The organism is Nocardia amikacinitolerans (assembly GCF_900215415.1).
GTDB lineage: Bacteria > Actinomycetota > Actinomycetes > Mycobacteriales > Mycobacteriaceae > Nocardia > Nocardia amikacinitolerans.
On sequence record NZ_OBEG01000002.1, the window covers coordinates 853,028 to 875,984 of the forward strand.

4 protein-coding genes and 1 pseudogene are annotated in these 22,957 nt (G+C 68.7%); 2 read left to right on the forward strand and 3 right to left on the reverse strand.

Annotated elements, in window-relative coordinates:
- Nucleotides 1-14,828: non-ribosomal peptide synthetase (locus tag CRP45_RS34580; protein WP_245910083.1), on the reverse strand; the 14,828-nt coding region annotated here is incomplete at its 3' end.
- 561 nt (nt 14,829-15,389) lie between these two features.
- Here CRP45_RS34580 and CRP45_RS35390 point away from each other — a divergent pair.
- Nucleotides 15,390-15,827 (forward strand): annotated as a pseudogene (locus tag CRP45_RS35390) (WXG100-like domain-containing protein); the annotation flags it as partial.
- Here CRP45_RS35390 and CRP45_RS33815 read toward each other — a convergent pair.
- Nucleotides 15,725-16,270, reverse strand: a complete 546-nt coding sequence (locus tag CRP45_RS33815; protein WP_179830854.1) for a hypothetical protein — start codon at nt 16,268-16,270, stop codon at nt 15,725-15,727. The pseudogene CRP45_RS35390 and the gene CRP45_RS33815 overlap by 103 nt on opposite strands.
- Nucleotides 16,271-17,377: 1,107 nt before the next feature.
- The gene (locus tag CRP45_RS12185) at nt 17,378-18,364 is read right to left on the reverse strand and encodes a hypothetical protein (RefSeq protein WP_097245134.1); all 987 of its coding nucleotides are present in this window, start codon (nt 18,362-18,364) and stop codon (nt 17,378-17,380) included.
- Nucleotides 18,365-19,448: 1,084 nt separating this feature from the next.
- Between CRP45_RS12185 and CRP45_RS34945 the strand changes: the two genes are divergently transcribed.
- Nucleotides 19,449-22,940 carry a toxin glutamine deamidase domain-containing protein gene (locus tag CRP45_RS34945; RefSeq protein WP_143861416.1) on the forward strand — a complete coding sequence of 1,164 codons (3,492 nt, stop codon included), beginning with the start codon at nt 19,449-19,451 and terminating at the stop codon, nt 22,938-22,940.
- Nucleotides 22,941-22,957: the final 17 nt, after the last annotated feature.

Sequence of the window (22,957 nt, forward strand, 5' to 3'; positions counted from 1 at the left end):
TCGGTATTCGCGAACAGCCGCACCACATTCCGATGCGCGACCGCCACACCCTTCGGACGACCCGTCGAACCCGACGTGTAGATCACGTAGGCGACATGGTCCGGTGTCAGCGCGGCGCGGCGATCGGCGTCGGTGATCGGCGCGTCGTCGGCGTCGACCACATTGCCGGTTTCCACCGCGAACCCGTCGAGCACCACCGAGGGCAGGCCCGCCGGGATCTCGACCTCGACCGTGGAGTCGAGGACGACGCTGGTCGGACGCGAATCCGACAGCACGTACGCGATACGGTCGGCCGGATAGGTCGGGTCCACCGGCACGTAACCCGCACCGGTCTTCACCACCGCGAGCAGCGCGACGACCAGATCCAACGAGCGCGGCAGGATCACCGCGACCAGCGACTCCGGACCCGCCCCGTCGGCGATGAGCCTGCGCGCCAACACATTCGCGCGCTTGTCCAGCTCGGCGTAGCTCAACGAGTCCGCGCCGAACCGCGCGGCGACCCGATGCGGATGCGCGGCGACCATCTGATCGAACAACTCGACCAGCGTGACGCCGGGCTCGGCGAACCGGCCGACACCGGCATCAGCGCCCGCGGACACCCAACGCTGCGAAACGTCCAGCCGCTCGGCCTCACCCAGCAGATCGATGTCACCGACGACCACCGACGGGTCCTCGGCCACACCGCGCAGGATGCGCACCAGACGATCGGCGAACGAGGCGACCGTCTCCGGATCGAACAACTCGCTCGCGTAGTTCCACGACATCGCCAGCCCACCGTCGCGGGCCTCGCCAACGGTCAGCTGCACGTCGAATTTCGCGGTGCCCGCGTCGAACTCGACGACATCCAGATCCAAGCCGGGCAGCGCGACGGTACCCATGTCGGCAGCCGAGGCCGCCTCGAAGGTCAACGCCACCTGGAACAGCGGATGGTGCGCCTGCGAACGCGCCGGGCTCAGCACATCGACCAGCCGCTCGAACGGCACGTCGGCGTTGGCGAACGCCGCGAGATCCGTACGCCGCACCTGCTCGAGCAGATCGCTGAACTTCCCGCCCAGATCGATCTCGTTGCGCAGCACCAGCGTGTTGACGAACATGCCGACCAGATCGTCCAGCGCGCGCTCGCCACGACCCGCGATCGGCGTGCCGATCGCGATATCGGTGCTGTTGGACAACCGTGCCGCCCACGTCGCCAAGGCGGCGTGGACAACCATGAACAACGTCACGCCGTGCGCGCGCGCCACGTCCTCGAGCGCGCGGTGCAGCTCGGCGTCCACCGAGAACGCGTGCAGCCCACCGGCGTTCGACGCGATCTCCGGCCGCGGCCGATCCGCGGGCAATTCGATCTGATCGGGCAGGTCGCGCAGTTGTTCGGTCCAGTAGGCGATCTGCTTGGCCGCCACCGACTCCGCGTCGTCCTCGGAACCGAGGACCTCGCGCTGCCACAGCGCGTAGTCGGCGTACTGCACCTCGAGCGGCGCCCAGCCGGGCGCTTCCCCGCCTGCGCGCTCGGTGTAGGCCACCACCACGTCGCGCAGCAGCGGACGCAGCGAGAAGCCGTCGGCACTGATGTGGTGCATGACGAGCACAACGACGTTGCTGCGCTCGTCGATCGTGAGCAGGTCGGCGCGGAACGGGATCTCGCTGGTCACGTCGAAGTGCACGCTCGCGAGTTCGACGATGCGAGAGGGCAGTTCGGTGCTCGGCACCCACTCCGTGTTCAGGTCGAAGCCCACCTCGTCGGCGGACAGGACGCGCTGATAGCCCTCGCCCTCCACCTCCGGGTAGATGGTGCGCAGCGCCTCGTGGCGGGCGATCACGTCGCGGATCGCGGCTTGCAGCGCGACGGCGTCGAGCCTGCCGGTCAACCGGATGGCGACCGGGATGTTGTTCACCGCGGTGCGGTTGTCGAAGCGGTTGAGGAACCACATCCGCTGCTGGGCGAGCGAGAGCGGAACCAGCTCCGGCCGTGCCTGTGCGACCAGCGGCGCCTTCGCGCCGGTACCGGTGGCCGATTCCACCTTGGCGGCCAGCGCGGCGACGGTGGAGGCCTCGAACAGCGTGCGCAGCGGGATCTGGGTGTCCAGCGCCTCGCCGAGCCTGGCCGCCACCTGGGTGGCGACCAGCGAGTTGCCGCCGAGCGCGAAGAAGTCGTCGTCCAGGCCGACGCGTTCGATGCCGAGCACGTCGGCGAACGCGCTGGCCACGATCTGCTGCACCGGGGTGACCGGCGCCTGGAAGACCTTGGCCTCGAACGTCGGCTCCGGCAGCGCCTTGCGGTCCAGCTTGCCCGAGGTGTTCAGCGGGAACGCGTCGAGCACCACGAAGGCCGCGGGCACCATGTAGGCGGGCAGCTGCGTGGCGAGCGCGGACTTGACGCGCTCGATGTCGATGGCCGTGCCCGGCTTGGCGATGAGGTAGGCGACCAGCTGGTCGCCGGTGCGCTCGTCGGTGCGCACCACGACGACCGACTGCGAGACCTCGTCCAGCGCGGTCAGCGCGCCCTCGATCTCGCCGAGCTCGATGCGCAGACCGCGCAGCTTCACCTGGAAGTCGGTGCGGCCCAAGTACTCCAGCTCACCGGCGGGGGTCCAGGCCACCAGGTCGCCGGTGCGGTACATGCGCACACCGTCGTGGAACGGGTCGGCGACGAAGCGCTCGGTGGTCAGATCCGGACGGGTGACGTAGCCGTAGGCCAGCTGCGCGCCGGCCAGGTACAGCTCACCGGGCACGCCGACCGGGACCGGCCGCAGGCGCGAATCCAGCACGTACACCTGGGTGTTGAACACCGGGGCGCCGATCGGCACCGTGACGGTGTCGGCGTCGGTCACCTCGTGGAAGGTCACCTCGACACCGGCCTCGGTGGGGCCGTACAGGTTGTGCAGGCGCGCGCCGGTCAGCTCGCGAAGGCGCTGCGCGGTGACCGCGGGCAGGCCTTCACCGGAGGCGAAAACGTTGCGCAGGCCGGTGCATTCGGCCGCGCGCGGCTCGACGACGAACAGCGACATCATCGACGGCACGAAGTGCGCCGTGGTGATCTGCTCGTCGATGATCAGCTGGGCGAGGTAGGCCGGGTCGCGGTGGCCGTCCGGCTTGGCGATCACCAAGCGGGCACCGACCTGCAAGGGCCAGAAGAACTCCCACACCGACACGTCGAAGGTGGCCGGGGTCTTCTGCAACACCACGTCGTCGGCGGCCAAGCCGTACTGCGCGTGGCCCCACACCAGGCGGTTGATGATCGCGGCGTGCGAGACAGCGACACCCTTCGGGCGACCGGTGGAACCCGACGTGAAGATCACGTACGCGGTGTTGCCGGTGCGCAGCGGGCGGTGCCGGTCCGCGTCGGTGAGCGGCTCGTCGGAGTAGGCCGACAGGTCCAGCTCATCGATGCGCACCTGGCGCGCGAGCGCGACGCCGAGGTCCGAGCCGGAGGTCAGCACGCAGACGGGGCGGGCGGTGTCGAGGATGTGCTCGATGCGCTCGGTCGGGTTGTCCGGGTCCAGCGGCACGTACGCGCCACCGGCCGCGGACACCGCGTACATGCCGACAAGCAGGTCGAGCGAACGGCGCATGCCAAGGGCCACATACGATTCCGGGCCGACGCCGTTCTGCTTGAGCCAGCGCGCCAGGCGGTGCACCCGGCTCGCGAACTCGGCGTAGGACAGACTCGTCCCCTCGAAGGTCAGCGCCGTCGCGTCCGGCGTGCGCGCGACCTGCGCCTCGAACAGCGCGACCAGCGTCGCCGCGTCGTCGCCCACCGGCGAGGCCAGCGCCGCGTCCACCGCGAATTCGGTGTCGTTCCACTGCCGCAGCACCAGCGCGCGCTCGGCGTCGTCGAGCAGTTCGATGTCGCCGATCACGGTGGACGGCGCAGCGGCGATCCCGCGCAGCACGCGCAGGAAGCGGGCGCCGAAGGTGTCGGCGAAGGCGGCGTCGAAAAGGTCGGTGGCGTAGACGAGTTCGGCGTCCATCTCGGACTCGCCGTCCGGCACCTCGCTCAGCGTGAGCTGCATGTCGAACTTGGCCGTCGGCTGATCGATGCCCAGTTCGGACACGGTCAGGCCGGGCAGCTCCAGCGACGTGCGGCCCATGTTCTGGAACGAGAGCATCACCTGGAACAGCGGGTGCCGCGCCTGCGAACGGGCCGGGTTGAGCACCTCGACCAGCCGCTCGAACGGCACGTCCGCGTGCGCGAACGCCTGCAGGTCGCGCTCGCGGACCTGGGCGAGCAGGTCGGCGAACGAGGCTGCGGTGTCGATCTGGGTGCGCAGCACCAGGGTGTTGACGAACATGCCGACGAGGTCGTCGAGCGCCTGCTCGCCGCGGCCGGCCACCGGGATGCCGATCGCGATGTCGTCGGCGCCGGAAAGGCGCGCGAGCAGCGTCGCGAAGGCGCTGTGCACCACCATGAACAGCGTGGTGCCGTGCCCGTGCGCGACCCGGTTCAGCTCGTCGATCAGCTCTCCGGGCACCCGGAAGCGGTGCGTGCCCGCCTGATACGAGGCGACGGTCGGGCGCGGCTTGCCCGGCAGGCGCAGTTCGTCGGGCAGGTCGGCGAGCGCCGTACGCCAGTAGTCGAGCTGCTCGGAGATGAGCGAGGTGGGATCGTCCTCGTCGCCGAGGGTTTCGCGCTGCCAGAGCGCGAAATCGACGTACTGGACGGCCAGCGGCGGCCAGCCGGGCTCGGAGTTCGAGGTGCGCGCCACGTAGGCGGTCATCAGGTCGCGCACCAGCGGCCGCATGGAGAAGCCGTCGGCGGCGATGTGGTGCACGACGACCGCGAGCACGTAATCGCGTTCGCCCAGTTCGTAGATGCGAAGCCGCACCGGCGGCTCGGCGGTGACGTCGAAGCCGCGGTTGACGAATTCGTAGAGCGCGCCGTACATCTCGGTCTCGTCGACCTCGACGAGGTCCAGCTCCGGGATGGCCCGGATGGACGGAAGCACCCGCTGGTACGGGACGCCCTCGTGCGACGGGAACACGGTGCGCAGCGACTCGTGCCGCGCGATCACGTCGCCGAGCGCGCCGCGCAGCGCGCTCAGATCCAGCAGACCGCGCAGCCGGACGGCGGCCGGGATGTTGTAGGTGCCCGCCGCCGCGCCCGGCTCGGTGCCGAGATCGAAGCGGTTGAGGAACCACATCCGCTGCTGCGCAAGGGAAAGCGGCGGGTGCTCGGGACGGGTGCGCGCGCTGAGCGCTTGGCGCACACCGGTGCCCGCGTGCGATTCGACGCGGGCGGCCAGCGCCGCGACCGTCGGCGCCTCGAACAGCGTGCGCACGCCGACCTCGGCGTCCAGCGCCTTGCTCAGCCGGGCCGCGACCTGGGTCGCGACCAGCGAGTTGCCGCCGAGCTCGAAGAAGTCGTCGTCCACGCCGACCCGGTCGACGCCGAGCAGGTCGGCGAAGATGTCCGCGACGATCTCCTCGATCGGGGTGGACGGCGCGCGGAAGCTCTTGGCCTCGAAGACCGGCGCGGGCAGCGCCTTGCGGTCCAGCTTGCCGCTGGCGTTGAGCGGGAACGCGTCGAGCACGACCAGCGCCGCCGGCACCATGTACCCGGGCAGCGTCGAGGCCAAGCCCGCCTTGACCGCGGTGCTGTCGACGACGGAATCCGGTTCGGCGACAACGTAACCCACCAGCTGATCACCGGCGTGCGGATCCGTGCGCACCACGACCACCGACTGCGCGACACCCGGCTGCGCGAGCAGCGCCGCCTCGATCTCGCCCAGCTCGATACGCAGACCGCGCAACTTCACCTGGAAGTCGGTGCGGCCCAAGTACTCCAGCTCGCCATGCTTGGTCCAGGCGACGAGGTCACCCGTGCGGTACATACGCGAGCTAGCGGCACCGTAAGGGTTGGCGACGAAGCGATCGGAAGTCAGGTCGCTGCGGCCCAGGTAGCCCAACGCCAGCTGATCGCCCGCCAGATACAGCTCACCCGCGACACCCGGCGCGACCGGGTGCAGACGCGAATCCAGCACGAACACCTTGGTGTTCCACACCGGACGGCCGATCGGCACCGACACCACGTCGGCGTCAACGACCTCGTGGTAGGTGACATCGACCGCGGCCTCGGTCGGGCCGTACAGGTTGTGCAGGCGCGCACCGGTCAACTCACGCAGACGCTGCGCGGTCGGCGCGGGCAACGCCTCACCCGAGGCGAACACCTGACGCAGGCGCGGGGCGGGCACGTTCGCGGCGTCGCCGTTCTCGTTGCCAAGCGTGGAGACGAACACCGAAAGCATCGACGGCACGAAATGCGCCGTGGTGATGCCCTGTTCGGCGATGATCTGCGCGAGGTACACCGGATCGCGGTGGCCGTCCGGCTTCGCGACGACCAGGCGCGCGCCGGTCTGCAAGGGCCAGAAGAACTCCCACACCGACACGTCGAAGGTGGCGGGGGTCTTCTGTAGCACGGCGTCGTCGGCGCCGATCGGGTACTCGTGCTGCATCCACAGCAGACGGTTCACGATCGCGGCGTGGCTGACCGCCACACCCTTCGGCCGACCGGTCGAACCGGAGGTGAAGATGACGTAGGCGGTGTTGCCCGGCCGCAGCGGACGCACCCGCTCGGCGTCGGTGATCGGGGCTCCGGAGGTCTGCGCGGAGGTGGGCAGGTCCTCGACGTACCGCGCGGCGACCGCGCCTTCGGAGACGAACCCGTCGCGGCGAGTGGTCAGCAGCAGGCTTGGCCGCGCGGTGTCGAGGATGTGGCCGATGCGGTCGGCGGGCTGATCGGGGTCGAGCGGCACGTAGGCCGCGCCCGTCTGGAGCACCGCGTACATGGCGACGACCAGCTCCGTCGAACGCCGCATGGCAAGCGCCACCAGCGATTCCGGGCCGACGCCGGAGGCGATCAGTTCCCTGGCGATGCGGTTGGCGCGCTCCTGGAGCTCGCGATAGGTGAGCTGCTCGTCCTCGTAGACCAGCGCCATGGCGTCCGGGGTTGCCGCCGCCTGCGCGTCGAACAGCGAGACAAGCGTCTCAGCGGGCACCGCGCGGTCGGTGTCGTTCCAGTCGACGAGAACCTGCGCGTGTTCCTCGGGCGCGAGCAGATCGATGTCACCGATCGGCACGTCCGGGTCGGCGATGACGGCCGCGAGGATGCGGTCGAGGCGGCGCGCGAAGGCGGCCACCGTCGGCTCGTCGAAAAGGTCGAGGGCGTAGGAGAATTCGGCCGACATGCCTGCGGCCTCGCCCAGCTCGTCCTGGGTCTCCTGCAGGGTCAGCTGCAGGTCGAACTTGGCGAGGCGGGCGTCGTAGTCGATGCCGTTGACCGAGAGGCCGGGCAGCTGCAGGGTGGCCTGCTTGGTGTTCTGGAAGGCCAGCATCACCTGGAACAGCGGGTGCCGCGCCTGCGAGCGGGCGGGGTTGAGCACCTCGACCAGCCGCTCGAACGGCACGTCGGAATGCGCGAACGCCTGTAGGTCGGTTTCCCTTGCCCGGTCGAGCAGCTCGGCGAAGGTGCCCGCGCCGTCCACCTCGGTGCGCAGCACGAGGGTGTTGACGAACATGCCGATCAGGTCGTCGAGCGCGGCCTCACCGCGGCCCGCGACGGGCGTGCCGATGGCGATGTCGGAGGTGCCGCTGGCCCGCGCGAGCAGCACCGCGAGGGCGCTGTGCATGACCATGAACAGCGAGGCGTTGTAGCGGCGGCCCAATTCGACAAGGGCGCGCTGGGTTTCGCCGGAGATCACGAACGCGTAGGTGCCGCCCTGGTAGGAGGCGACCGCGGGACGCGGATGATCGGACGGCAGCACCAGCTCGTCGGGCAAGTCGGCGAGTTCGCGTGTCCAGTAGCTGATCTGGCTGGAGATCAGCGAACTCGGGTCGTCCTCGGAACCGAGGATCTCGCGCTGCCAGAGCGCGTAATCGGCGTACTGGACGGGCAATTCGGCCCAGGTCGGCGCCTCCCATGTGGTGCGCGCCGCGTACGCGACGATGACGTCGCGCGACAGCGGACCCATCGACCAGCCGTCGGCGGAGATGTGGTGCACCACCATGCCGAGCACGTACTCGGTCTCGCTGATCTCGAAAAGCCGTGCGTGCAGCGGGACTTCGCTCGTCACGTCGAAGGCCATGGTTGCCAGGTCGATCAGGTGCTCGAGCAGGGTCTCCTCGGTCACCCGGTACGGGGTGAGGTCCGGCACGATCTGGGCCGCGTCGAGGACCACCTGTACCGGGCCGTTCCCGGTCTCCGGGAAGACGGTGCGCAGCGACTCGTGCCTGTCGATCACGTCGATGACCGCGACCTGCAGCGCGGCCACGTCCAGCTCACCGGAGAGCCGGATGGCGACCGGGATGTTGTTGACCGCCGAGGACGTGTCGAAGCGGTTCAGGAACCACATGCGCTGCTGGGCGAGCGACAGCGGCACCTCTTCGGGCCGCTCGCGCGCGACCAGTGCCTTGCGCGCGCCGTCGCCTGCCTGCGATTCCACGCGGGCGGCGAGCGCGGCGACGGTGGGCGCCTCGAACAGCATGCGCACCGGGACGCGGGTGTCCAGCGCGATACCCACGCGCGAGGCGACCTGGGTGGCGATCAGCGAGTTTCCGCCGAGGTCGAAGAAGTCGTCGTCGACGCCGACCCGGGGCAGATCGAGCACGTCGGCGAAGACCTGGGCGACGATCTCCTCGATCGGCGTTGCGGGAGCGCGGAATTCGCGCACCTCGAACACCGGCGCGGGCAGCGCGCGGCGGTCCAGCTTGCCGTTGACGGTCAGCGGGATCGCGTCGAGCGCCATGAACGCCGAGGGCACCATGTAGGCGGGCAGCCGGTCGGAGGCGGCGCGGCGGACGTCGTCGAGGTCGAGCTCGATACCGGGCTCGGCGACGACGTAGGCGACGATGCGCTGGCCGCCGGGCTGGTCCTCGCGCACGATGACCGCGGCCTGGGCGATGCCCGGCTGTTCCAGGATGGCGGCTTCGATCTCGCCGAGCTCGATGCGGAAACCGCGCACCTTGACCTGATCATCGGCGCGGCCCAGGTACTCGAGCTCGCCGAAGCGGTTCCAACGCGCGAGGTCGCCGGAGCGGTACAGGCGCGAGCCCGCGCTGTCGGCGTCGGCGAGGGGGTTGGCGACGAAGCGGGTCGTGGTGAGGTCGGGGCGGCCGAGGTAACCGCGCGCGAGTTGCGGTCCGGCGACGTACATTTCGCCGACCACGCCGACCGGGACCGGCTGGAGCCGGTTGTCGAGGACGTAGACGCTCAGACCGGAGATGGCGCGGCCGACGATGCTGCCGGAGGCAGCCTCGATGGTCGCCGCGTCCAGCGCGCGGTACGACACGTGCACCGTGGTCTCGGTGATGCCGTACATGTTGACCAGCACCGGCGCGGAATCGCCATGGCGGGCAACCCAATCCGATAGACGACGCAGCTCGAGGGCCTCACCGCCGAACACCACGTAGCGCAGCGACAGCGGCGGCGCGGCGGGTCCCGCGGCGCGATCGGCCTCGGCGAGCTGGTAGAACGCCGACGGCGTCTGGTTCAGCACGGTCACGCGCTCGTCTCGCAACAGTTCCAGGAACTGCTCAGGGGAACGCGAGGTGAAGTAGTCGACCACGACCACCGTGCCGCCGAACAGCAGCGGACCCCACAGTTCCCACACCGAGAAGTCGAACGCGTACGAGTGGAACAACGTCCACACATCATCCGGACCGAAACCGAAATCACGATCGGTATTCGCGAACAGCCGCACCACATTCCGATGCGCGACCGCCACACCCTTCGGACGACCCGTCGAACCCGACGTGTAGATCACGTAGGCGACGTTGTCGGGATTCAGCGGCGCGGAGCGGTCCGCGTCGGTGATCGGCGTATCGGCGAAACCGTGTGCGGCGGTGGCGAATTCGTCCAGCACCACGGTGGGCAGCTCGTCCGGGACGGCCACGTCCACCGAGGAGTCGATGACGACGCTGGCCGGACGCGAATCCGACAGCACGTAGGCGATACGGTCGGCCGGGTAGGTCGGGTCCACCGGCACGTAACCGGCGCCGGTCTTCACCACGGCGAGCAGCGCGACGACGAGTTCGATCGAACGCGGCAGGATCACCGCGACCAGCGACTCGGGGCCAGCGCCGTCGGCGATCAGCCTGCGCGCCAACACATTCGCGCGCTTGTCCAGCTCGGCGTAGGTCAGCGACTCCGCGCCGAACCGCGCGGCGACGTGCTCGGGGTAGGCGGCGACCGCCTGATCGAACAGCGCGACCAACGTGGTTTCGGGGTCGGCGAAACGGCCGGCGCCACCGTCAGTGCCGGAGGACACCCAGTCGCGCGAGACGGCGAGCCGCTCGTCGGCGGCCAGCACGTCGATGTCACCGACCACGACCGCGGGGTCGGCGACGACGCTGCGCAGGATGCGCACGAAGCGCTCGGTGAACGAGGTCACCGTCTCGGGGTCGAACATGTCGGTGGCGAACTGCACCGCCGCCGTCATGCCCTCGGGCTCACCGTTGCCGCTGCGCTCCTCGGTGATGGTCCACTGCAGGTCGAACTTGGCGATGTCGACCTCGAGCTCGGTGGCGGTCACCGAAAGCCCCGGTAGCTCGAGCGCGCCGTGCGCCATCTCCTGGAAGGAGAGCATCACCTGGAACAGCGGGTGCCGCGCCTGCGAGCGGGTCGGGTTGAGCACCTCGACGAGCCGCTCGAACGGCACGTCGGCGTAGGCGAACGCCGCGAGGTCGGTTTCCCTTGTGCGCGCGAGGAAGTCGGCGAACGACGCACCGCTGTCCACGTCGGAGCGCAGCACCAACGTGTTGACGAACATGCCGATCAGGTCGTCGAGCGCCTGCTCGCCGCGGCCCGCGATCGGGGTGCCGATGGCGATGTCGCTGGTGCCCGACAGGCGACCGAGCAGCACCGCGAGCGAGGCGTGCACGACCATGAAGAGGCTGACGCCCTGCGCGCGCGCCAAACCCGCGAGCGCGGTGTGCAATTCGGCGTCGATGTCGAAGCGCACCGTGCTGCCGCGGAAGCTCTGCACCGGCGGACGCGGCCGGTCGGTGGGCAGGTCCAGCTGGTCGGGCAGGCCGCCGAGCTGGCGTCGCCAGTAGGCGATCTCGCGTGCGGCCATCGAACCCGGATCGGCTTCGGAGCCGAGCAGTTCGCGCTGCCAGATGCTGTAGTCCTGGTACTGCACCGGCAGCGGCGACCAGGCGGGCGCCTCACCGGCGGCCCGCGCCAGGTACGCGGTGGCCACGTCCCGCGAGAGCGGGCCGAAGGAGAAGCCGTCGGCCGCGATGTGATGCACAACGAAAGCGACGGCGTGATCGGGTGTTCCGTTGGTCGACCCGCCGGTGACCTGGTAGATCCGCACCCGAATCGGCAGTTCACGCGCCACATCGAAGCCCGCGCTGGCGAATTCGGTGAGCACACCGGACAACTCGGACTCGTCGATGGCCTGCACCGAGATCGCCAAGTTGATCTCGTCGTCCGGCACGACCTGCTGATAGCCGCCGTCGCCGGACTCCGGGAACACCGTGCGCAGCGATTCCTGCCGCGCCATCACGTCGTTGAGGGCGGCCTTCAGTGCCGGAATGTCGACATGGCCACGCAACCGCACCACGAACGGCAGGTTGTAGGTCGGCGCGGTCGGATCGAACTGGTTGATGAACCACATTCGCTGCTGCGCCAACGACAATGGCACACGGGCGGGCAGCTGCTGCGCCACCAGCGGCGGACGCGCACCCTCACCCGGGCCTGCGGTCTCCGCGCGCGCGGCGATACCGGCCACCGTCGGCGTCTCGAACAGCGCCCGCACCCCGAGCTGGATGCCGAACGCCGCACCGATCCGCGATACCACCTGGGTCGCGACCAGCGAGTTGCCACCCAGATCGAAGAAGTTGTCGTCGATACCGATCTGCTGCTGGCTCAGCACATCGGCGAAGATGCCTGCCACGATGTGCTCGGCCTGCGTGCGCGGCGCGCGATAGCCCGCGTCCGCGGCGAACACCGGCTCCGGCAACGCCTTTCGATCCAGCTTGCCGGAGGTGTTGAGCGGGAACGCCTCCAACACCATGACCGACGCGGGGACCATGTAGCTGGGCAACTGCTCGGAGGCGAAACGCGTCAGCTCCGCAGGATCGATCGAATGACCCGGCGCGGGAACCACATACGCCACCAGCTGCTGACCGGTCGCGGTGTCGACCACGAGCACCGCGGACTGACTCACCGCCGGGTGCGCCAGCGTCACGGTCTCGATCTCACCCAGCTCGATCCGCTGACCGCGGAACTTGACCTGGAAATCGGTACGACCGATGTACTCCAACGTGCCCGCGGGACTCCAGCGCACCAGGTCACCGGTGCGGTACATGCGCTCGCCGTTCGTGCCGAACGGGTTGGCGACGAAGCGATCCGAGGTCAGATCCGGGCGGCCGCGGTAACCGCGAGCCAGCTGGCGTCCACCCAGGTACAGCTCACCCGGGGCGCCGATCGCGGCCGGACGCAGCCGCGAATCCAGCACGTAGACTTCGACATTCCACTCCGGGATACCGATCGGCACCGTCACCGTGTCGGCGGCGGTGGCCTCCCAGTAGGTCACCGAGACCGCGGCCTCGGTGGGTCCGTACAGGTTGTGCAGGCCCGCGGAGGTGATCGCGCGGAAGCCCGCGGCGGTCTCCGGCGGCAGCGCCTCGCCGATCACGAACACCGCGCGCAGCGTCGCGCACTGCTCGGCGGTGGCGTGCGCGACGAACACCGTCAGCATCGAGGGCACGAAGTCGGTGACCGTCACACCGTGGCGCTGGATCATCTGCGCCACATACAGCGGATCGCGATGACCGTCCGGTGCGGCGACGACGAGCTTCGCGCCGACCATCAGCGGCAGGAAGTAGCCCCACAGCGACACGTCGAAGGTGGTCGCCGTCTTCTGCAAGTAGACGTCGTCGGCGGTGAGCCGGTACTCGTCGAGCATCCACAGCTGCTGGTTGACGATGGCGTGGTGGGTGACCGCCACGCCCTTCGGGCGACCCGTGGAACCGGAGGTGTAGATGACATAGGCGGTGTTGGCCGGGCGCAGCGGCGCGAGCCGGTCGACGTCGGTGACCGGGGCGTCGGAGAACCGCGACACGTCCAGGGTGTCGATCTCGACTCGCCGCACCGACTCCGGCAGTTCCAGCTCGTCGTGCGAGAGCGTCAGCACGCACACCGGATCGGCGGATTCGAGGATGTAGGCGGTGCGATCGGCCGGATGGTCCGGATCGATCGGCACGTACGCGCCACCGGCCTTGAGCACCGCGTGCATGCCGATGACCAGCTCCAGCGAACGTCGCATACCCAGCGCGACCAGCGACTCCGGGCCGACGCCGTCGGCGATGAGGAACCGCGCCAGCCGGTTGACCCGCGCGCCGAACTCGGCGTAGGTCAGCGTTTCGCCCTCGAAATCGAGGGCGATGTTGTCCGGGGTCAGCGGGATCTGGGCGTCGAGCAACGCCGCCAAGGTGGTCTCGGGAACGTCCTGTTCGGCGTCGTTCCACTCCACCAGCGTGGTTTCCCGCTCGGCTTCGGTGGTGACCGGCAGCTCCCACACCCGCGCCTGGGCGTCGGCGGCCAGGAACCGGTCGAAGAACTCCAGGAACCGGCCGTGGTGGGCGCGGGCCTCGTCGGCGGTGTAGAGGTTCGGGTTGGTCTCGAAGTCGATGTGCGAGCGGGTGCCCGACTGATAGAAATTGACGCCCAGGTCATCGATGCTGCCGGTGGACAGCACGTGCATCTGGCCTGCCATCGGGCCGAGCGCCATCTCGCTGGTGAACAGCATGACGTTCACCCACGGGCCGAAGAACTCCGTGGTGACCACGCCGTCGCCCGCCGAATCGCGGCGGATGTCCTCGTGCCGGTAGCGCTGGTGCCGCAGCGCGCCGGACACCTCGACCTGCACCGACTTCAGCAGCTCGGCGACGGTCGTGTCGTGCCCGACCCGCAGGCGCAGCGGCACGATGTTGGAGACCACGCCGCCGGAACGGCGCATGGTCGCGGTGGTGCGCGCGGTCACCGGCAGGCTGAGGATCACGTCCTCGGCGCCGGTCAGCTGGGCGAGGTAGGTCGCGAAACCGGCGATGAGCAGGCCCGCGGGCGAGTTGTCGTGCTTGGCGACGGCCTCGGCGAGCAGCGCGTCCTGCTCCGGCGAGAGCGCGGCGCTGGAGACCCCGTTGACCGGCGCGGGCGGTGCGGAGCGACCGGCCAGGCTGGAGCCCTCCTCCAGACCCGCGACCCGCTCGGCCCAGTGCTCGCGGTCCGACTGGAAACGGGAGCTGTCGCGGTAGGCGATCTCCGACTCGTAGAGCGACTTCAGGTCGGCGTTCTTGGCCGGGGCAGGCTCGACGCCGTTCACCAGGGCCGTGTACCGCTCGGCGATCCTGGTGACGAAGGTCATCGCGCCAAAGCCGTCGAGGGCGATGTGGTGCGCGCGCGAGTACCAGAACCAGCGGGCATCTTCCAGCCGCAGGGCGGCGGCGCGGACCAGACGATCGCCGACGATGTTGAGGGGACGGCTGTACTCGGCGCGCATCCACTCGGCGGCCGCGACCTCCGGGTCGTCGGCGTCGCGCAGGTCGACGTATTCGAGCGTGGAGTCCTGCGTCGGGTCGACGGTCTGGAACGGCTGACCGTCGCGCTCGACGACCTTCAGGAAGCCGGAACCCAGCTCCAGCGCGGCCTCGCGGCTGGCCTGCTCCAGCGCGGCGACGTCGAGGTCACCGCGCAGGTCGACATACTGCGCGATGTTGATCGGCACCTGCGGATCGACGTGCTGGGCATACCAGATGCCCAGCTGTGCGGGCGACAGCGGGAAGAATTCGCCACCAGCTTCGCCGTTCCCGCCGAAATCCAGCCGGTCCAACCGTAACCTCGCTTCCGGAACACCACGCAAGCGCTCCCCGACGACACCCGGACAGGGCGCACACCTTTCACAGCGTGGCGCCTGCGTTCCCCGGGTTCAGTTCTCATACTCAATCAGGCAAAAAAGTTCACTGGCACTATCTGTCCAGTGGGCCGATCTTGTTACATGGGGCCGACCGCGCCCACTACCCACCGACCGGCCGAGCCGGGACGTTTCTCGCAGATCACCGGAACAATCTACCCGCGCCTACCCGCACCGACCAACCAAGATCCATAGCGTCGGAACATCACCGCTGGCAGGGCGTTCGGGTGGAGTTTGCTGAATCCGGTGTAGCGGTTCTCACAGCGATGTCGCTCACTGCGTCGGACCGGGCTAGGTCGGTCCATGATGCTCCCACGCCGAGACCCGATCCGCCGGAGGGTCTTCCCAGGCGCGATCTGGACATACCATGCCGCCCAGTCCGCTTCAGCTTCGCCACCCGCACGGACACGTCCGGCGTCCACTTTTCGTGGGTGTGGGTGGAACCGATGCGAGCTCGGCAACGTCTAGTGGGTTGTCGGTATGTTCTATGCCCAGCACGGTTGGGGCGGAGTAGCGGAGGGGTCGGGCGTGGGCATCGAGATTCCGGAGCCGTTGCAGTGGGCTGCGAAATATGTTGTGGGGGCTGGGGATTGGCCCGAGGGTGATGAGACCGCGATGCGTCGGGTGGAGTCGGCGTGGTCGGGTTTGGCGGAGACGTTGCGGGGGTTGGATTCCGAGGCGACGCATGTGGTGAAGGCCGCGATCTCGGCGTTGGATGGTGAGACCGGGGCGGCGTTGACGTCGCATTGGGAGAAGTTGGGTGGGGGTGCGGGGGCGTTCGATGGGCTGATCAAGCACGTGGAGACGTTGGCTGATCAGATCGGGGATGGTGCTGCTGATATCGAGCACACCAAGTTGGTGATCATCGCGTCGTTGGTGATTTTCGCGGTGGAGATGGCTGCGGCGTTGGCGGCGATGGCGACGGGGGTGGGTGCGCCGGCGGGGGCGGCGGCGGGTGCGGCGGCGCGGGCGGCGACGCAGGTGGCGATCCGGGTGGCGATCAAGCAGTTGGTGAAGCGGATCATCTCGAAGGCGGCGGCGAAGGCGGCGGGGCGGGCGGCGTTGCGTGGGGCGTGGGAGGCGGTGTTGGAGGAGGCCTTCCTGGATGTGGGGTTGAAGTTGGCGCAGGTGGCGGCGGATCGGCGGGATCCGTTGTCGAAGGAGGAGTGGGTCGAGTCGGGCAAGACGTTGTTGACCGCGGGGGTGGCGGGGGCGACGGAGGGGTTGTTGGGTGGGTCGGGTGGTCCGGGGCGGGGTGGGAGTCCGCTTTCGGAGGGGTTGAAGGAGGCGGGGAAGGAGACGTTGACGGGGTTGGCGGGGGAGGTCGCGGCGGCGGCGACGGATGCGGCGTTGAACGACAAGCCGTTCGATTTGGGGGAGGTGTTGACGACGGAGACGTTGACTTCGTCGTTGGCGGGGGGTGTGCAGTCGGGGATCGAGTCGGCGGGGGATCGTGGGGGTGCGGAGGGTTCCGGGGATCAGGGCCAGGATGGTGATGGGTCCGGGGATGGGGAGCCTGGGCAGAGTCAGGATGAGGGTCAGCAGGACGGTCCGGGGCAGAATCAGCAGGATCCGGGGCGGACGCAGCCGTCGGGGACACAGAACGACACTGGTCAGCAGGCCCAGCCCCCGGGGAATCAGCAGTCGCAGCCCTCGCAGCAGCAGTCGACTCAGCCGTCGGGGCAGCAGTCGCAGTCGTCTGATCAGTCGAGTCAGCCATCGGCGGGCCAGCAGAACCAGCCGTCGGAGCAACCGACCCAGCCGACCGGTCAACAGAACCCGTCGCCGGACCAGTCCACGCAGCCGTCCGGCCAACCGGCACCGCCGGATCAACCGAGTCAGCCATCCGGGCAGCAGTCACAGTCGTCTGATCAGCCAACCCAGCCATCGACGGGCCAGCAGAACCAGCCGTCAGAGCAACCGACCCAGCCGACCGGTCAACAGAACCCGTCGCCGGACCAGTCCACGCAGCCGTCCGGCCAACCGGCACCGCCGGATCAACCGAGTCAGCCGTCGGGCCAACAGACGCAGTCGTCGGACCAACCCGCAGGCCAACAGACGCAGCCAGAGAACCGGTCGACCGAGCAACAGCCACAGTCCTCCGGCCAGCCGCAGTCGTCAGATCAGTCGAGCCAGCCGTCGGGGCAACAGAGCCAGCCGTCGGGGCAACAGAGCCAGCCGTCGGGGCAACAGAGCCAGCCGTCGGACCAGACGAGTCGGCCTTCGAGTCAGCAGACGCAGCCGTCGGAGCAGCCCACCGCGCCTTCCGGCCAACAGTCGGAGCAGCCGACCGGCCAGCAGACCCCGTCGGCCGGCCAGCCGTCCCTACCCGCAGACCAACCCTCCGGCCAGCAGGCGCAGCCGTCGGGACAGTCGGGCAATCCCGCGCAGCCGCCAACGGGCCAGTCGACCCCGCCCGGCCAGGACACTCAGCCGGACCAGCCGTCGAGCACCAACCCGACCCAGCCTCAGCACCCCAATTCGCCACCGACCACCCCAAGCCCCACGGGCACGACAACCGATCCCTCGACCGGCAGCGACCCATCCACGCAACACCCCGCTCCGGACACCTCCGACCAGTCCGGCCGGGAGAACAACCCCACCTCGAGCACTCCGGCCGGTTCGGTCCCCACCCAACCGACCACGCCGTCCGCACCGAGCAACCCCACCACCCCGACCTCAGGTGTTCCAGGAACGACTCCTCCCCAAGAACCGTCCCGCACGACAGACGACCGCACCCCGTCTACACCGTCGACTCCAGCGAACGGCGGTCCGTCTACACCGTCGACTTCAGTAGCCACGACGCCGTCGAACCCCGCAACGACACCGTCCACCCCGACCGCATCGAACCCGGACAACACGACTGCCACTCCTCCGGGCACCACCGGCGCTCCCACTTCGAGTGCTCCGACCACCCCTGCGCCAACGACCACCGGCACCCCCGCCCCCTCCGCACCCACCACGCCGAACCCCACCGAGCCCACCCCAATGAGCCCGACCACGCCGAATCCGCCCAGCCCCGTATCTACGGACACCAGCACCGCCTCCGCAACGGCGACCGCCACCCCACCGGCACCCGCGTTCCCAGCGTCCACTCCCATCGAAACCCCACGTCCGGGCGACAGCACACCCGCCGCCACCGCGCCGAGCACGCCGACCACCGCCCAACCCGGAACCACCTCGAACCAACCGGCGGCGCCCACCCTGAACACCAACCCGCAAAGCCAGCCGACCCAACGCCCCGGCACCTCACCAAACCCCGCGTCCCCCAACACATCTCCGGCAGACACGCGAACCCCCGGCACTCCGGCAACCCCCACGAACGCCGCCCATCCGACCGGAACCACCCCGAACGCCGCGGATCGGTCCGCACCGAGCCAGCGCACCGAAGCGCCCGCGTCCACACCGGCGGGCACGCCGACGACCGGCCAGCCCGGAACCACCCCGAACAGCACTGCTCAGGCCGCACCGAGCACACCCACCGACGCCCAGCCTCCGCGCCCGGACACGCCCACAAACACCCAGCCCGCAACCACTGCGCGCCCGGACATCCCCAACCGTCAGGCCGACCCCGGCCACCCGACACAGCCCCGTCCGTCCACCGAAGCCCCCACGAATTCGACTCCCCCGCAACAGAAACCGAACCCGCTTGGCCCCGCCAACCGCCCCGGCTTCGACCCCACGACTCACAAATACATCGCCCACTACAACGACGGCCGCCCCATCCCCCGCGACCCGTTCTACGCGGGCCAATACAACCCGCACATCGGCCGCTACCAGCCCACCGAAGCCGAAATCCGCGCCGAACGCGAGCAACTCCAGAACAACTCGAGCGGCACGGACACCACGACCAACACCACGTCGACCGACCAGACCTCCAACACCCCAACACATCCCGGCAACAGCGCCTACCCGGTCCAGCCGCAGCCCAACGCGACGACACCGACAAGCACGCCTGCTGATCCGGGCCGCCCACAGACACCCCTCCCCAACGTCCGCGCACCGGAATCATCTCCCCCGCAACACGGTCAGCCGCACACCCGCGCGACCCCGCAGAACCCCAACCCACACAACACACCCCACCGCCCCGGTCCGCAGCCTCCCCGCACGACTCCCCGGTACGCCAACCCGCACAACACACCGGACCGGCCAGCACCCCAGCCTCCCCGCACCACGCCACATAACGCCGACCCGCGCAACACCCCACACCACCCCGCACCACCACCACACCGCACGACTCCACAGAACGTCGACCTGCGCCACGCACCGCACCGCCCGGGACCACAGCCACAACGCACCACCCCACAGAACGCCGACCCACGCAACACACCCCACCGGCCCGCACCCCAGCCTCCCCACACCACGCCCCAAAACGCAGACCCCCGCACCAATCAGCAGCCCCCCGGCCCCGTTCGGACCGCACAGAACCCCAACACGCAACCGGGCCCCCCGAACCGACCGCAAAACCCGACGTCCCCGCAACAGCGTCAGATCGACCAGGCCCGCTCGGCCCGCGAGTTCTATCGCACCCAAACCCCTGTGGGCGGAACAACTTCCGTCCAAGCACGTGGCATCCACGCGGGCCTCGGCAGACCCGATTACGAAGTCCGCCGGCACCGGCTCCCATCGGGCGAGTACGTCTCGATCCTGACGATCCGCGTCCACGTCTCCCCCACCGCGGGCATCTCCCCCGACGACCTCCGCCGCCTCCAAGCCAACACCGAGCACGCCACCGACGCTGCCTTCAATTCGGCCCCGAGCCTGCTCAGCGGCGACCGCGTCCTCGTCGACGTCGTCTTCACCGACGACCCCACGAACGCCCACCTCGACATCAACGCCACCCCCATTGGCGAGGGCCGCGACAACTGGTCCCCAGGCGACACCCCCACCACCCTCGCCGACAACCTCCGCATGCACCTCGGCCTGATGCCGGCCCCCGCCAACGGCGACCCCAGCTTCACCCCCGACGACCTCCGCCAACTCAGCAACGACATCGCCGCCGCCAACACCGACACCCGTTTCGACAATCCGTCGGATACACGAATCGAAGGACCGCGTCGACTCTCCCCCGTCGAAAACCCCGCCTACCAGCGGGATGTCGAAGACTCACTCCGCAACGGCAACGAGTTCACCGTCGGCGCGGACCCGCGCACCCATCCGTACGGGCGACTGGTCAACGACGGCGGACCGCTTGTTCCGGGCCGCAGCAACAACTGCCTCGACTGTTCGCTCTCCGCGCTGTCGTCGTTCTATGGCGACCCGCAGGTATCAGCGCCGCGACACGCTGACCGACTACCCGACGGCAGTCTCGACACGCGAAGCGGCGAGCGCGGCGGAATCGAACGCGCGGGTGCGTGGCTGAACCACCCGTGGGTCGACCACTCCGCAGGCAACAAGCCGATGTCGGCTCAGTTCGCCGAGTTGCACAATTTGATCGCTTCCCTCGGCCCCGGTTCGTCAGCACTCGTCGTCAACGAATGGCACGCTCGAGACGCCAATGACAAACCCAAGTACGACGACAAAGGCAACCCGGTCGTCGACGGGTCCCACGCAACGGTCATCGTCTACCCGCCCGGCGCATCCGGGCCGGTGTGGTGGGATCCGCAATCCGGGTCGACCTCCAACACGCCGCCCGACTGGATGGTCGACGATTCATGCGGCCTCTGGTCCATTCCGATACCCCCTGATCAAGGAGTAGGAAACAATGCCGGATCGGTTCCGAACCAAAACCCAAGTGCTGGAGTACCTGGCGGTGATCCTCGGTCCGAATCGGGAGTTCCGGATTCTGGAGACCGAACACGGTTGGGTATGCCGACCGGTCCTGAACCAGGAGGAGATCGAGAGCGGCCAGGGACTGGGCCTGGGGAATTACGTGGTCAACAAACAGACCGGAGTGGTGACAGAACATCGGAGCCTTCCCCCGAGGCTGATCGGCCAGGAGTACGAGGCGGCGATACAGGCGGGACAACCGATACCGGGCATTCAGGTGTACCCGCCGACCTGGCGGGTCCATCTCGAACGGAACTGGGAGACAGCGGCCGAGATCGAGTACCGAGTACAGGCGGAGTCGCTGACCCGGCCGTCCCAGCCGCCGATCGACCATCAACTGACGATCAACAAGCGCAATCACCACTACTACACGAACACCGAGGCGATCCACGTGACTTGCCGGGAGGCCGCGGGCTGGGCTCAAGCCCGCAGCCAGACGGGAGCCTGGCCGGAGACCGGGACGTTCGAGTTCTGAACTCCCCGTCGGCCAACGACCCGACGACCACACCGGCGACGTCCCCCACAGCGCAAAGCCCGTTCTCCGGGGATGCCCAATCCAGTAGCAGGACAGCACAATCCGCCCCGGCGACCGCACCGCCGCCTGCTACCGGCGACCCGTCTAACAGCGTCGACAACCGGCCCACCACACCCGGCGACCAGAAACGCCCGGATAACCGAATTCCTGCACCCGGCCGCCCCGACGACCGCGCGTCCGTCCGGCCGGAGCACCGCACTCCCACCCCGAACCAGCCGACCCGCCCCGAACCACGGCAGCCATTCTCCGATCAGCCAACCCGGCCGGAGCCCCGCCCCACTCAGCCAGATCCGGGCTACCACACCAAAAACCCTGCGCCCCAAGACAAAACGCAGAACCCGAACCGACGCAGCTTCGAGGAATGGCAAAGCCGGTTCCAACAGCACGAATACAACCCCAACTCCAACCCCTGGGCCACCACCCCAGCGGGCTTCCCCACCGACCCCACACCCACCCCACCCCAATCACAAACTCCCCCAACCACCCCTGGGCCTGCGCAAACCAACCCCACAGACCACCAGACAACACCGCTCACCAACACCCCGAGCAACCCTCAATCCCCCACGAACACAACCACACCGGACAACCCCACGCCCCCGGACTCCACCACCCCACCGGTCACTCACACCCCCACCAGCACCGCCCTCGGCGACGACCCCGCCACCCGCCGAGTCCAAAACAACCTCCGCAACGAAGGCGACTTCGACGTCATCTTCCACGCCGACCAAAACGGCACCCCCCTCAACAACCTCACCCCCGACCAAATCGTCGACGCCATCCGCAGCAACCCCAACTACAAACCCGGCACCCCCATCCGCCTCATCGCCTGCAACACCGCCAACAACCCCGCCCTGGCCCGCCACATAGCCAACGAACTCGGCGCCCCCGTCCACACCCCTTCCGACGCCGTAGGCACCCCCAACAAACCCAACTCCCCCGCCCACATCCGCAACAACGGCACCTGGACCACCCACCACCCAACCGCCCCCGAAGGCCACACCCCCGCCCCCACAACCCACACCCCAACCACCCCCTCCACCCCACCTGCCCCCGACGAACCCGTCGACTACATGGGCGACGATCAGCAGCCGCCATCTGCTCCGGGTACCCCACTCGATCCACAGCCCAGTTGGCATGGCCAAAGCGCAGGCGTCATGAAGCACTACCGGCGACCTGCGCTGGACGTGTCGGGCTTGACGCGCGAAGAGCAGCTCGAGTTGCTACAGCAGGAATCGGCCACTCTCGCCGATGAAGCCCAGTCCGCCCCAAAGGCCGGCCCGGGGGAAAATGTTCCCCGCGGCCAACATCGACGGGATAGCGGCTGCGCCGGCACTTTCCTCCATGACGATGTGCTGACCTCACATACGAGTACCGTGAAGATGCACAACCAAAAGTTTCCGGAAACTCACCCAGTTCTGGGGCAGATACTCGATGCAGCTCGGGACGAAGTGGCGGCCGAGGGAGAAAAGGTAGGACTAGGCCATGGAAAATGTGCTGAAATCTCTCTGATCAGTGACCGATTGCGCCGAGTCGATCCCACCGGGACCACCATAAAAACCGTCGAAGATGCGAGGAACGCACTGGAAGGCGGGGTCATGCATACCAGACAGATCGGCGATGTCATCAGCAAGGAAGGGGAGGTTTTGGTCCGCGATGGCGACCCCATACCCCCTTGCCGGACCTGCAGTAAAATCCTCCCCAGTCTTGGTATTACCCCGCACCCGTGAACCATACGAAAGGAAAA